This is a genomic window from Actinopolymorpha alba DSM 45243 (assembly GCF_000373925.1).
Taxonomy (GTDB): Bacteria; Actinomycetota; Actinomycetes; order Propionibacteriales; family Actinopolymorphaceae; genus Actinopolymorpha; species Actinopolymorpha alba.
Genome location: NZ_KB892740.1, coordinates 42,425 through 55,786, shown reverse-complemented (window position 1 = coordinate 55,786; position 13,362 = coordinate 42,425). Strand labels below are relative to the sequence as shown.

Genomic DNA, 13,362 nt, shown 5'->3' with positions numbered 1-13,362 from the left:
CAAAGTGTCCGGTCTATGAGTATTCGTCCTCCACCGTTCGCTGTCGACGTGGGGGTCGTCGCGGCGTGCCATCACCGAGGACGTACGACGTGGTGAGGTGGTTCCACCCGCAGCTTTGACAGACCTCGACGACGTAGACACGGAACTCTCCGTGCTCGCGCGCCATCGCCTCCAGCTCTGGGGTCTGACGAATCCGGCCGGAGTACTGTCCGAGCTCGTCACCGAAGACATAGGTGACGTGCGTCAGCCTCTCCTTGCGACAGACCGGGCAGTCCCGGTCGGTCTGTTCCCCGTGAAACTTCGCCGCCCGCAAGAGATACGGGTCAGCATCACAGACGTCCTCCATCACGGTCGCATGGCCGCCGTACAGCGCGCGCAGCGTCGCCTTGCGCTGCAAGCTGTAGTCGACGACCGACCGTTGGGACCACATGGCAACGAGGGTACGACGTCTAGCCAACAGGCAGAAGGTCACTCCCGTCACTAGGGATCAGAACCCTCAGCCCAAAGCCGTTCTGGGTCGGGGGCGCCCCTGTACGGCTCTATTGGACAAGGGTGCCCCCGACCCAGAACGGAACCCAGCGCGAGGACCTGGCGGCCTGCTCGGGGGTCTTGCGTCCCGCACGCTTCGCGACCTATCGTCCTCACATATCGCTTCGATGTATCGGTTCGATATATCGAAGCGATAGAGACCCGGCCAACCAACCCGCCTCGGGGCCGCCGACAGGGGCCCGAGGTCGGCAGGGCGATTTGTGGGCAGGTGAGGCATGGCACGCAGGAGCGGTGTCCTTGAACTGGCCGTGCTCGGCCTGCTTCACGAGGCACCCATGCACGGCTACGAACTCCGCAAACGGCTCAACTCCGCCTTCGGGTGGGGGCGTGCCCTGTCATACGGCTCGCTGTACCCGTGCCTGAAGACGATGCTGGCCGAGGGCTGGATCTCTGACGACGCGCCGGCCGCGGGCACGCCGCCGCTCCGGCGAGCCAAGATCGTCTACCGGCTCTCACCCGAAGGCAGGCGGCGGTTCGCCGAACTCCTCGACGAGGGCGGCCCCTCCGCCTGGGAGGACGACAACTTCGGCGTCCACTTCGCGTTCTTCGCCCGCACAGACGCGGCCGTCCGCCTGCGGATCCTCGAGGGGAGGCGCCGCCGGCTCGAGGAGCGACTCGACCGCGTACGCACCCAACTCCAGCGCACGCAGGAACGACTGGACGCCTACGCCCTCGAACTCCAACGGCACGGCCTCGAATCGGTCGAGCGGGAAGTCGACTGGCTCAGCGGTCTGATCGCATCAGAACGGCACGGCGATGTGAAACCACCCGCCGGTGGGGGCAAACGGACCACCAAGGGTGCACGGCGAACCCTCGCCGGTCCGGGTGAAGAACCACGCGCGACCAGCAGATCGAAGTTCAGGAAGCCGAATCCCACCTGATCACGTCCGAGCGCGAGTCGGATCCAGAAAAGGCTGGACCGGCATCGCGCCGGCTTCACCAAAGGAGATGTCCGAATGGGTTCCCAAACGGTACGGGTCGCCATCGTCGGAGTCGGAAACTGCGCGACCTCATTGATTCAGGGCGTGCACTATTACCGGGACGCCGACCCCACCCAGAAGGTGCCCGGCCTCATGCACGTTCAGTTCGGCCCGTATCACGTACGCGACGTAGAATTCGTCGCCGCCTTCGACGTCGACGCCAAGAAGGTCGGACAGGATCTCGCCGACGCGACCGTCGCCAGCGAGAACAACACCATCAAGATCTGCGACGTCCCGCCCACGAACGTCATCGTTCAGCGTGGGCACACCTTTGACGGACTCGGGAAGTACTACCGCGAGACCATCACCGAATCCGACGCGGAACCAGTCAATGTCGTCCAGATCCTGAAGGACACAAATGCGGACGTGCTCGTCTCCTACCTGCCGGTGGGGTCGGAGGAAGCCGACAAGTTCTACGCGCAATGCGCCCTTGACGCAGGGGTCGCGTTCGTGAACGCCCTTCCGGTGTTCATCGCGACGGATCCGGAATGGGCGAAGAAGTTCGAGGACGCGGGCCTGCCCATCGTGGGAGACGACATCAAGAGTCAGGTCGGCGCCACGATCACCCACCGGGTGTTGTCGAAGCTGTTCGAGGACCGCGGGGTCGTCGTCGAGCGGACGTACCAACTCAACTTCGGCGGCAACATGGATTTCATGAACATGCTCGAGCGTGACCGCCTGGAATCCAAGAAGATCTCCAAGACCCAGTCGGTCACCTCGCAGATTCCGCATGAACTCGAGAAGCGGAACGTCCATGTCGGCCCGAGCGATCACGTGCCGTGGTTGGACGACAGGAAATGGGCGTACGTCCGGCTCGAGGGCCGCGCCTTTGGTGACGTGCCGCTCAGCCTCGAATACAAGCTGGAGGTCTGGGACTCTCCCAACTCGGCCGGCATCATCATCGACGCGATCCGGGCCGCCAAGATCGCGAAGGACCGCGGGATCGGTGGGCCCATTCTGTCCGCCTCGTCGTACTTCATGAAGAGTCCGCCGATTCAGTACTCCGACGACCAGGCGCGCGACCTTGTAGAGAAGTTCATCAGCGGAGAGGTCGAGCGCTGAGCGTGTGACGCCGGTTTGTTGGCTCGGGGCACCTTTGATCAAAAGATCCGCACAAGGGTGCGCCCGAGTCAACTCCGCCGGATAGCCCGCCACTGCCAGTAGCGGACCAGACCAGCGACTAGCCTGCAGAAGTGCAGTTCCTGATCGATGTCCGTACGCTCCTTGTGGGCTACCGCTATTTCCGGCGGTTGTTCTCCGTCCGCCTGGTGTCGCAGTTCTCAGACGGCATCTTTCAGGTCGCGCTCGCGTCGTACGTCCTGTTTTCTCCTGAACGTCAGCCGACCGCCGGCGGGATCGCGGCGGGATTCGCCATCCTGCTACTCCCCTTCTCGCTTCTGGGGCCGTTCTGCGGCGTCCTCCTCGACCGCTGGTCGCGCCGCCAGGTGCTCCTGGGGTCGAACCTCATCCGGGCGGCACTCGTCCTGGCAGTCGTGTTCTTCGTCGCCCGCGGCAATGACGGTCCGGGCTTCTTCGCCCTCATCCTGGCCTGCCTGTCTGTCAACCGATTCTTGCTGGCCGCGCTGTCGGCGGCCCTTCCGCACGTGGTGCCCACCGAACGGCTCGTGATGGCGAACGCCGTGTCGCCGACCTGCGGGACCCTGGCGTACCTCATTGGGCTCGTTGCCGGGTCAAGCGTCGCGGCGCTCAGCCAAGGCGCCGCCACCAATGCCGAGACGTTCGTCCTCCTGGTCGCCGCCCTGGGATACCTGGGTGGGGCGCTTCTCGCCCTCCGGATCCCGCGGACACTCCTCGGACCCGATCTGGCCAGTGCCAAACAGGCGGTGCGGGAAGCCGTCCACCACGTCTTCCGCGGCCTGGTCGACGGCGGCCGGCACGTGCTCTCGCGCCGGCCGGCGACACTCGGGCTCGCCGCGATCGGAGTCCAGAGGTTCTTCTACAGCGTCCAACTTGTCGCGACCATCCTGTTGTACCGCAACTACTTCGAGCCCACCGATCCCTCCGCCGCACTCGCCGGGATCGCGACGACGGTGCTCGCCTCCGGGCTGGGTTTCGGCGCCGCGGCGCTGCTGACGCCGATCGCCGTACGCCGGATGCGTAAGGAGACCTGGATCGTCCTGTTGTTCATGGCGGCGGCGTTCGCGCTGCTGGTGCCGGGCGCGTTCTACACGGAGCCGAGCATGCTCGTCGCGGCCTTCGTGCTCGGGCTCGCGGCGCAGGGCATCAAGATCTGCGTCGACACCCTCGTCCAGGAGAACGTCGACGACGTCTATCGGGGACGGGTCTTCTCCTTCTATGACGTGATCTTCAACGTCGTCTTCGTGGGGGCGGCCGCCTTCGCCGCCGTGACCCTCCCACCGACCGGCCGGTCGTACGCCATCCTCGCGCTTTCCTCGGCCACCTACATTGGTGCGGCGGCGGTGTACGCCCGGCTCACTGGGATCTGGCCCCGCCCACAACCCCGGGCCTATCCCGAGAGCTCCCGGCTGCCGTAACCGTTTCCAACCCATATGTCGGTGACTGCCGGCCACCGAGAAGCCTCGGCCGGCGAGGTTTGCCGTAGCGAAAAGCTTGGGCATTTGCCACGTGATGTCCGGCAGCAGGCGAGCGATCTTCGAGCTCGACCGAGATCAACACGCAGAAAGCTGAGCCCTGTTACTGGTGGGACTCGGGTAGTTCCTTCCACCAGCGCAGGAGTTCGGCGCGTACGGCGTCCTTGTCCAACGGTCCCTGATCGAGGCGCACTTCGAGCAGGTGCTTCCAGGCGCGCCCGACCACCGGTCCGGGACCGATAGCGAGGATCTCCATGATCTCGTTGCCGTCGAGGTCGGGCCGGATCTTGCCCAGCTCCTCCTCCTCGGCCAGCCGGGCGATGCGTTCCTCGAGGTGGTCGTAGGTGCGCTGGAGGGCCTCGGCCTTGCGGCGGTTGCGGGTCGTGCAGTCGGCCCGGGTCAGCACGTGGAGCCGATCGAGCAGCGGGCCGGCGTCGCGGACGTACCGGCGTACGGCCGAATCGGTCCACTCCCCACCGCCGTAACCGTGGAACCGCAGGTGCAACTCGACCAGCCGGGAGACCGCATCTACCTGGTCGCTGCCGAACCGCAGGGCGCGCATCCGCTTCGCGGTGAGCTTGGCACCGACCGCCTCGTGGTGGTGGAAGGTCACCCGGCCGCCGCCCTCGAACCGCCGCGTCCTGGGCTTGCCGATGTCGTGGATGAGCGCGGCGAACCGGGTGATGAAGTCGGGCCCACCGTCACCGATCCGATTTTCGAGCGCGATCGCCTGCTCCAGGACCGTCAGACTGTGTTCGTAGACGTCCTTGTGCCGGTGGTGCTCGTCAACCTCGAGACGCAACGCCGGCAGCTCAGGGAGGATGTGGTCGGCCAGCCCGGTGGAGACGACCAACTCGAGCCCGGCTCGGGGGTGGTCGCCGAGGATCAGCTTGACCAGCTCGTCGCGTACCCGCTCGGCGGACACGATCGTGATGCGGTCGGCCATCGCCCGGATCGCGTCGACGACCTCGGGTGCGACGGCGAAGCCGAGCTGACTCGCGAACCGCGCCGCCCGCATCATCCGCAGCGGGTCATCGGTGAACGACTCCTCCGGCGTGGCCGGTGTGCGCAGGACACCCGCGGCCAGGTCGGTCAGGCCACCGAACGGGTCGACGAACTCCCGACCGGGCAGTGCGACCGCGAGCGCGTTGACGGTGAAGTCGCGCCGGCCGAGGTCACCTTCGAGGGTGTCGCCGTACGTCACCCGCGGTTTGCGGCTGTCGGGGTCGTACGCCTCGGCCCGGAAGGTCGTGATCTCGATCCGCCAGTCGCCCTTGCGCGCCCCGATCGTCCCGAATTCACGTCCGATGTCCCAGGTGGCGTCCGCCCAGCCGACGAGGAGCCGCTCGACCTGCTCGGGTCGTGCACTGGTGGTGAAGTCGAGGTCGGTGCCGAGCCGGCCGAGGAGGGCGTCCCGCACGGAACCACCCACCAACGCGATCTGCTGATCCGCACGCTGGAAGCGCGCGCCCAACTCATCGACCACGGGGGCGATCCGCAGGAGCTCGCGAACGCCACGACGCTGTGCTTCGCTCAGGCGGTCCTTCGACACGGGACGCAAGCGTACGTCGTGCCTCCCCCAGGCGGCGACCAGGCGCCCCGCGGCCGCCCGTGAAGCACTGACATGATCGACCGCAAGCACCCCGCGCTCCGGCTTCGGCACTGGGCACGCAGGTTGGCCCATTAGCATCGAGGCGTGTCAAAGGTCCGACGTCGAGCGAGACTGGTGTGCGCCGTGGTGACGGTGCTCGTCAGTCTCGGTGGCTTCCTCACCGTCGCAGCCGGACCCGCCGCCGCCCAGGAGCCCCGGGTCCGGGTGATGCTCGACTCGATCACGCCGTTCGCGAGCAAGCCGGCAGACCATGTCCGTATCACCGGGCGGGTCGTCAACACGGGTGACGCACCCCTGTCGACGGTGAACGCGATGTTCTGGTTCGACCGTTCGCCGCTCACCACCCGCGCCGAACTCTCCGCCGCCGCTGCCGAGCAACCCGGCGAGCGCCTCGGCATCCGCATCGACGAGCCGTGGAACCTCGTCGACCAGGTCACCGAGACGCTCAAACCCCGAGCCTCGGCGAAGTTCGCGGTGGACGTCCCGCTCAGCGAACTGGAGATCACGCGGGCGGGCGTCTACGTCGTGGGAGTCGACATCCGGGGCACGCTGCCCAACTCCAGCACCCGGGAGACCTGGCGCGCGCGGTCCTTCCTGCCGTACCTCCCGAAGAGCACCAAGATGACGCCGGTCGAGGTGGCGTTCGTGCTTCCGATCACCGAGCGGCCCAGCCTGATCGGCGGCGACGAGTTCGCCGGTGGTGCGGGTACCGCCGCGCAGGCCGGTGTCCCACCGACTCGGGATCCGGGCGAACCAGCCCCCAACCTCGCGGACTTCGCGCCAGGCGGTCGCCTGAGCCGCCTCATCGAACTCGGCGCGGCCTACGACCTCACCTTCGCGATCGATCCGGAACTCCTCGCCGAGGCGCAGCAACTCAGCAACGGCTACACCACCGCCGCCGGGAACAAGGTGGGTGCCAGCGCCACCACCGACGTGCTCCGCTGGCTCAACCGCGCCCGCGGCGTCCTGGCCGCCGGCGACGCCTACGTTCTGCCGTACGCCGATCCCGACCTTCCGGCCCTCGAGCGGTACCGTCTCACCGACCGCTACCCCGAGGCCGTCAAGGCGGCGGGTCAGTGGGCCAAGGACTACCAGGCCGCGGGCACGCTGGTCTGGCCCGGCACCGGGTTCGCTGACGCCGGCACGCTCGAGACGATCGCCTCGACCGGCGCGCGGACCGTGCTCCTCACCCAGAACGCACTACCGAAGCTGCCACGGGACGGCTCGAGCCCGGTCGCCTCGCTCGCCACCCCCGAAGGCGCGCTCACCGCACTCGTCTCAGACCCGACCCTGACGGCGGGCGGCCCGTCCGGGCAGTCCTCCGCGGCGAACGTCCAGCAGCGCTTCCTCAGCGAGACCGCCCTCCTCGCGATGGCGGGCGGGGGTTCACCCAAGACCCTCCGCCGGGTGGTCGCGGCGTTCCCCCGCACCTGGGACCCGGGCGCCGGGGGCGCCACGTTGTTCAGGACGCTGGAATCGACGTCGTGGCTGCGCCGTATCTCCACCGGCGCGCTGCTCTCCCAGGCGCCGACCGCGTACGGCGGTCCGCTCGCACCGTCGAACGCCGACCGGCGCGCCCAGCTCAGCCCCAGCGTCATCAACCGGCTGCGGCAGCTGTCCTCAACCACCGACAGCATGCTTGACCTCCTCGCCAGGCCCGAGGAGTCGCGTCCCTCGCTCGACCGCGGCTTCCTCCGCGGCACCTCGATGGCCTGGCGCGGTCACCCGGAACAGGCGATCGATCTCATCGACGCGATGGACGCCAACCTCCGCTCCAACATCAGCGAGGTTTCGGTCGTGCCGCCGCGCCTCGTCACGCTGTCCAGCCAGAGCGGCCGCTTCCCCGTCACGATCTGGAACCGCGGTAACCAGGCGGTCAGGGTGCAGTTGCAGGTACGCCCGCGGGACCCGAACGTCCTCACCGTCGCGCCGATCGAGACGGTCCGCGTCGACCCGAAGCGGCGGGCGACGGTCAGCGTGACCGCCGAGACGTCCAGCGGTGGCGCCGTCCAGATGGAGGTCCGCCTGACGACACCGTCAGGGACGCCGTTCGGTCCGGTCCAGTCGTTCCCTGTCCGCGTCACCGGGTACGGCCAGGTCGGCTGGGTGGTCATCTACGTGGGTCTTGGCCTCCTGTTCCTCGCGGCGGGGGCGCGGATCGTGCCCCGCGTCAGGTCGGCGCTGGTCGCCCGGCGGTCCGCGCGGCGCGACCAGGCAGACGAGCCGGATGAGCCGGCGCCCGCCGAGGAATCCACTGGCGGCACGGCACCCGACGGTACGACCGAACCCGAATCTGAGCCTGAACCGCAGCCCGAATCTGAGCCTGAACCCCAGCCCGCCACCGAGCCTTCGGTGCGGTTCGACGAGACAGAGGATCCGCAGGTCGTGCACAACAGCCAGGCAGCGCAGATCGAGCACCAGGATCCGGCCGGCGTTCCCGACGGCCGGCCGGCCGGTGCGACAGAAGCCGCTGGGCCGTCCAACGAGAGCGACCCGGACCTCGACATGACGAAGGCCGACCGGTGAGCGGCGAGACGGCCGCGGCGCCGCAGAGTACGTCGAGTCGCGACTCCAGCCTGCTGCGGGCCAGCGTTGTCATGGCCCTCGGCACGATCGTGTCCCGGGTCACCGGCTTCGCCCGCACCCTGGTCCTCGCCTGGGCGCTCGGGATGGCGTTGTTCGCCGACACGTTCAACCTCGCCAACACGATCCCGAACTCGCTCTACATCCTGATCGCCGGCGGCGCCCTGAACGCAGTCTTCGTCCCGCAGCTTGTCCGGGCGATGAAGAACGACCCGGACGGCGGGGAGGCGTTCGGGCAACGGCTGCTCACGCTGACCGCGCTGGTGCTCGCGATCATGAGTGCGGTCGCCGTCGTGTGTGCGCCGCTTCTGATTGGCGCGTACGCGAGCGACACGCTGCTGACGTCTGCGAACGAGCCGTACTTCGCCCTCGCGGTGGCGTTCGCGTGGTACTGCCTGCCGCAGATCTTCTTCTACGGTCTCTACCTCATCGTCGGCCAGATCCTCAACGCCCGCGGGCGTTTCGGTCCGATGATGTGGGCGCCGATCCTCAACAACCTCATCGCGATCGCCGTCTTCGTGGCGTTCATCGTCGTGTCGGACGCGGACTCCCCCGCGAACATCACGGGTGGCGAGATCGCGCTCCTGGGCCTCGGCTCGACCGCGGGGATCGCCGTCCAGGCGCTCTGCCTCCTGCCTGTGCTTCGCCGGGCAGGGTTCCGGCTCCGCCCACGCTGGGACTTCCGCGGGGGCGGCGTCGGCAAGTCGGGCAAGCTGGCGCTGTGGACGATCGGGTACGTCCTGGTCAACCAGGTGTGGTTTCTCGTCGCGAGTCGACTCACCACCGGTGCGGGAGCCGAGGCGCTCGGGACGTTCGGTGATGATCGCGGTTATGGTCTGACGCCGTACCTCAACGCCTACAACATCTTCATCCTCCCGCATGCGGTCATCACCGTCTCCATCGTGGCCGCCCTGCTCCCACGGATGAGTGGGTTCGCCGCGGAGGGCAGGCACGCCGACGTCCGTGCCAGCCTGTCCGAAGGGCTCCGGTTGACCGCGGTCGCGATGATCCCGGCTGCCGCCGCGTTCCTCGCGCTCGGCCCCGACATGACGGTCGCGCTCTTCATGCACGGTCAGGTGGGCTTCCAGAGCGCGCAGTTCATGGGGTACGTGTTGATGGGGTTCGCGCTCGGCCTGATCGGCTTCTCCAGCCACCACATCGTGTTGCGCGGCTTCTACGCCTACGAGGACACCCGGACGCCCGTCTTCATCCAGCTCGTCGTGGTGGTGGCCAGCATCGTCTGCGCCGTCATCGCCGATCAGATCCTGCCGGTGCAGTGGAAGACGGTCGGAATCGCGGCGGCCTACAGCGTCAGCTACTGGATCGGTTTCGTGGTCAGCCTCCACGTTCTGCGCCGCCGGATCGGTGGCGCCGACGGGCGCCGGATCGCGAGCACGTACATTCGTGCGGGTGCGGCCGCCTTGCTCGCGGGCTTGGCGGCGTTCGGTACGGCCCGACTGGTCACGGGGGGCTTGGGTTCCGGTCTGGTGGTGGCGGTGACGGCGGTGGCCGCCGGCGGGGTTGTCCTCGCCGGGGGGTACCTTCTGCTGGCCCGGTGGTTCCGGGTGCGGGAGGTCACCGAACTCCTCGGGCTTCTACGTGCCCGCCTTGGACGGGCGGCCTCGTAAACCGGACGGATGCCGGGATGCTAGTCGCCGCTCCCAGCAACGTCGGCCGCCGGGCATTAGCATGTAGCAGCAAGCCAACCACCACGGGACGGCCACCGTCCCTCGGCGAGCAGGAGGGCCGTGCATCCCACTGATGTCGACCCAGGCGTGACGCTCGCCGGCCGTTACCGGGTCGCGGAGCTCCTCGCGGAGACCCCCGGCGACGGCGGAGTGGCACAGACCTGGCGCGCGGTCGACGAGGTGCTCTCACGTTCTGTGGTCGTGCATGTCCTCGCCGCCGACGACCCCCGGTCCGAAGGTTTGCTGGAGGCATCGCGGCGTGCGGCCACCGCTGCCGATGTGCGCTTCATCCGTGTGCTCGACGCGATGCGTGATGACGGCGTCGCCTATGTCGTACGCGAGTGGGTGCCAGGTCGCAGCCTCGGCACGGTGCTGGCCGACGGACCTCTCCCACCGCAGCAGGCTGGTCTGGTCGTGCGCGAGGTCGCCGAGGCGCTGGCGAGGGCACACGAGCAGGACCTCGCCCACCAACGGCTCGACCCCGACAGCATCGTCGTCACTGATGCCGGGTCGATCAAGATCGTCGGGCTCGCCACCCAGGCGGCCCTCACGACGAGTGGTGGTTCGGGCGAGGGTGATCCCATCCGTGCCGACGCGGTCGGTCTCGGCCGCCTGTTGTACGCCGCCCTCACGGCTCGCTGGCCGACCGGCCCGAGGTCGGGCCTCGACGCGGCACCCCGTGCGGCCGACGGCACTCTTCTGTCACCCCGGCAGTGCCGCGCGGGTGTACCCCGATCGCTCGACGAGATCACCGAGCGCATCCTTTCTGACCGGCCACGCAACGGCGCGTCTCTCACCACGCCACGCGAGATCGCGACTGCCCTGACCGAGGTCGTGGGCGTCACCCCGATCGAGGGTGTGCTGCCACCCTCCAACCGCCCCGCGGACCTCGGTGCGCCCGCCTCGCGCGCCAACGCCGCATACGCCGGTGAAGCCACCCAGGTCGGCGGCCGGCCGGTTGATCCAGGTCTCTCCCACCACAACGGCTCCGGTCCCACCCGTCCACGGATGGAGGCGGCCCGGGCCAGCGGGCCGGGCGCCCCAGGTCAGGCCGCCGCTGCCAACGCACAGACGGCGGCGTTCCGACCCCGTGCCGCCTACGCACCGGCCCGCCCGTCGAATCCCGCGTATGCCCCATCTCAGCGAAGCGCACCCCGGTGGTGGCGGATCGCCGGCGTGTTCATCGGACTCGTTCTGCTGGCTGGTGCCGGCCTGCTCGCCTGGCAGCTGATGAGCCAGGCGTTCAACTCGGGGGGGCCGTCCGAGACAACCTCTCCGAAGAACACCCCCAGCCCATCCGCGTCCAGCGCGGCAGCCCGGGGCACCCCGGTGGCGATCGCGGGCGCGCGCGACTACGACCCTCCGCCGGAGGGCAACGGCGAAGAGCATCCCAACGAGGTCCAGCTCGCCTACGACGGCAAGCCGGGCACCGCCTGGCGCACAATGTCCTACCGCGGCGACCCTCGCCTGGGCCGGCTCAAGGACGGTGTCGGGATCTGGTTCGATCTCGGTAGCGTCCAGGAGGTCTCGAGCGTCGAGCTCACGCTCGTCGGCACGGGCACTGACCTTGAGTTGCGAGCCGCTCCTGAGGAGGCGTCCAGTGCGCCCGCGGCCGCCGACGACTGGCAGAAGGTCGCCGAGTCGGAGGGCGCCGGCACCCAGGTCACCCTCAACCTCGAGAAGCCTTCCCGCACCCGCTACCTGCTGGTGTGGCTGACCAAGCTTCCGCCTGACGGCGGGGAGTTCCGAGGCGGCGTTGCGGAGATCGTCGTACGCCGATGACAGTCAGCACGCCGAGCAGCCTTGGCGAGGGCAGTTCTGCCCCGACCGACAAAGACCTCATAGCTCGTCACGTCGCGGGTGACCCCGACGCGTTCGCGGAGCTCTTTCGCCGCCATCGCGACCGGCTCTGGGCCGTGGCACTGCGCACGCTCTCCGACCCCGAAGAGGCGGCCGACGCCCTCCAGGACGCGTTGGTCTCGGCGTTCCGCAATGCCGCGCAGTTCCGTGGCGAGTCCGCCGTCACCACCTGGCTGCACCGGGTCGTGGTCAACGCCTGCCTCGATCGGGTACGCCGCCGGACCGTCCGCGCGGCCGAGCCTCTGCCCGAGGACGACCGCGCGGCCGAACTCGCCGCCGTGCGGCCACCAGACCCCGCCGAGGCGCAGGAACTCCGCATCGACATCATGACGGCACTCGACACCCTGAACGCCGACCAGCGGGCGGCGATCGTCCTCGTCGACATGGAGGGCTACTCCGTCGAGGAGGCGGCCCAGATTCTCGACTGCGCGCCGGGAACGATCAAGAGCCGATGCGCGCGCGGGCGGGCAAAACTCGCACCGCTGCTCGTCCATCTGCGGTCAGCTGCCACGAAATCGGCAGGAGACGGCGACTCGGGCGGGAACCACTCTGTGTCACCGAGCGTCCAAGGCGTGCCGAGGGCAGACCCCGGCCATGATCCACCACGTTCCCCGGCTTCGACCAGCAGGGGTCGACAGACCCGAGATCGACAGGGAGGTGAGGCACCATGACGACGAGCCCGCACATCCCCAACGATCTTCTGTCTGATTATGTCGAGGGTCTTCTCCCCGACCACTCACGTGCCGCGGTCGAGGCGCATCTGGCTGGCTGCGCCGAATGCTCGCTGGCCTTGGATGCCTTACGCGACCTCCAGGTCCTCCTCCGGCAGGCTGGCGTTGACGCACCGACGATGCCAACCGCGGTCGGCGAGCGTCTCGACGCTGTCATCGCCGCGGAGTCCCGAGCCCGCGCCGACGAGACCGGTGTCGCGTCGCTCAGCGCGGCCCGGCACCGTCGTCGTACGACAGGGCGGTTCACCCGGGCCCTGGTCGCGGCGGCCAGCGTCGCGGTTCTCGCGGTCGGGGGCGGGGTCGCCATCTCGATGCTCCGAGCCGGCGGCACCACACCTGTGGCGGAGCCGACCCACAGCACATCGACGGTCACGCCGCGCTCCAGCGGTCCGACGTCCTTTGAGCTCAAGGCCAGCTCCCAAGCTCCGCAGCTGAGCGCGGCCGGCTTCTCTGACCAGGTGGGCCAGCTCGTCCAGCAAGGCTCGCCCTCCGCCGGTCCCACCGCTTCGGGCAAGAGCTTCCAACCCCCCGGTGGCCAAGGGGTGTCGATGCCGCCTGCGCGCTGCATCGCGGACGTCCTTCGCGAGGCCGGTGTGAGCGCGAGCCTCGACGCGATGCCGGCGAAGTTCGACGGCCGGCAGGTGATGCTGGTGATCGCCGCCGGCAAGGGCCCGAGTGCCGTACGGGCCTACGCCATCGCTGGCTGCCCGGGCCCAAACCCACAGATTCTGCACAGCGGCACCATCACGGTCCGCTGATCGACGACACAGGCGTCGACACCCACGA

General features: G+C 68.7%; 10 protein-coding genes. 8 read left to right on the top strand and 2 right to left on the bottom strand.

The annotated features are described in order from the left end of the window. Positions 1 to 13: 13 nt before the first annotated feature. Positions 14 to 430 carry a DUF5318 family protein gene (locus B141_RS0108025; protein ID WP_020574641.1) on the bottom strand — a complete coding sequence of 139 codons (417 nt, stop codon included), beginning with the start codon at positions 428 to 430 and terminating at the stop codon, positions 14 to 16. A 334-nt stretch (positions 431 to 764) separates the two neighbouring features. Between B141_RS0108025 and B141_RS0108020 the strand changes: the two genes are divergently transcribed. The 3 genes from B141_RS0108020 to B141_RS0108010 all read left to right on the top strand — a co-directional run bounded on the left by B141_RS0108020 (position 765) and on the right by B141_RS0108010 (position 4,045). Next, positions 765 to 1,430 carry a PadR family transcriptional regulator gene (locus B141_RS0108020; RefSeq protein ID WP_020574640.1) on the top strand — a complete coding sequence of 222 codons (666 nt, stop codon included), beginning with the start codon at positions 765 to 767 and terminating at the stop codon, positions 1,428 to 1,430. 75 nt (positions 1,431 to 1,505) lie between these two features. Further along, positions 1,506 to 2,591: an inositol-3-phosphate synthase gene (locus tag B141_RS0108015; protein WP_020574639.1), complete on the top strand. Its 1,086-nt coding sequence runs from the start codon at positions 1,506 to 1,508 to the stop codon at positions 2,589 to 2,591. 131 nt (positions 2,592 to 2,722) lie between these two features. Beyond that, positions 2,723 to 4,045 (top strand): MFS transporter, encoded by a 1,323-nt coding sequence (locus tag B141_RS0108010; protein WP_020574638.1) that lies wholly within the window; start codon positions 2,723 to 2,725, stop codon positions 4,043 to 4,045. A gap of 160 nt (positions 4,046 to 4,205) precedes the next feature. Here B141_RS0108010 and B141_RS0108005 read toward each other — a convergent pair whose 3' ends face one another. Next, entirely contained in the window at positions 4,206 to 5,786 is a 1,581-nt protein-coding gene (locus B141_RS0108005) for a CCA tRNA nucleotidyltransferase (RefSeq protein ID WP_084678169.1), read from the bottom strand. Between the two features lie 12 nt (positions 5,787 to 5,798). Between B141_RS0108005 and B141_RS0108000 the strand changes: the two genes are divergently transcribed. The 5 genes from B141_RS0108000 (at position 5,799) to B141_RS45380 (ending at position 13,334) form a co-directional block, all read left to right on the top strand. Next, positions 5,799 to 8,240, top strand: a complete 2,442-nt coding sequence (locus tag B141_RS0108000; protein WP_157180873.1) for a DUF6049 family protein — start codon at positions 5,799 to 5,801, stop codon at positions 8,238 to 8,240. After that, positions 8,237 to 9,925, top strand: coding sequence for a murein biosynthesis integral membrane protein MurJ (gene murJ / locus B141_RS39510; RefSeq protein WP_020574635.1), 1,689 nt, complete (start codon positions 8,237 to 8,239; stop codon positions 9,923 to 9,925). Before B141_RS0108000 ends, murJ begins: the two co-directional genes overlap by 4 nt. A 120-nt stretch (positions 9,926 to 10,045) precedes the next feature. Continuing rightward, entirely contained in the window at positions 10,046 to 11,767 is a 1,722-nt protein-coding gene (locus B141_RS0107990; protein ID WP_020574634.1) for a protein kinase family protein, read from the top strand. Beyond that, the gene (gene sigM, locus B141_RS0107985) at positions 11,764 to 12,516 is read left to right on the top strand and encodes an RNA polymerase sigma factor SigM (protein ID WP_020574633.1); all 753 of its coding nucleotides are present in this window, start codon (positions 11,764 to 11,766) and stop codon (positions 12,514 to 12,516) included. The genes B141_RS0107990 and sigM overlap by 4 nt, the downstream gene beginning before the upstream one ends. Continuing rightward, a complete protein-coding gene (locus B141_RS45380; RefSeq protein WP_020574632.1) occupies positions 12,513 to 13,334 on the top strand; it encodes an anti-sigma factor family protein in 822 nt (273 codons plus the stop codon). The genes sigM and B141_RS45380 overlap by 4 nt, the downstream gene beginning before the upstream one ends. The last annotated feature ends 28 nt before the right edge of the window (positions 13,335 to 13,362 follow it).

Excerpts from the sequence above, each read along its gene's own strand:
- B141_RS0108005 (WP_084678169.1), bottom strand. The coding sequence starts at position 5,786 with ATGGGCCAACCTGCGTGCCCAGTGCCGAAGCCGGAGCGCGGGGTGCTT.
- B141_RS0108025 (WP_020574641.1), bottom strand. The coding sequence starts at position 430 with ATGTGGTCCCAACGGTCGGTCGTCGACTACAGCTTGCAGCGCAAGGCG.
- B141_RS45380 (WP_020574632.1), top strand. The coding sequence starts at position 12,513 with ATGACGACGAGCCCGCACATCCCCAACGATCTTCTGTCTGATTATGTC.
- sigM (WP_020574633.1), top strand. The coding sequence starts at position 11,764 with ATGACAGTCAGCACGCCGAGCAGCCTTGGCGAGGGCAGTTCTGCCCCG.
- B141_RS0108015 (WP_020574639.1), top strand. The coding sequence starts at position 1,506 with ATGGGTTCCCAAACGGTACGGGTCGCCATCGTCGGAGTCGGAAACTGC.
- B141_RS0108020 (WP_020574640.1), top strand. The coding sequence starts at position 765 with ATGGCACGCAGGAGCGGTGTCCTTGAACTGGCCGTGCTCGGCCTGCTT.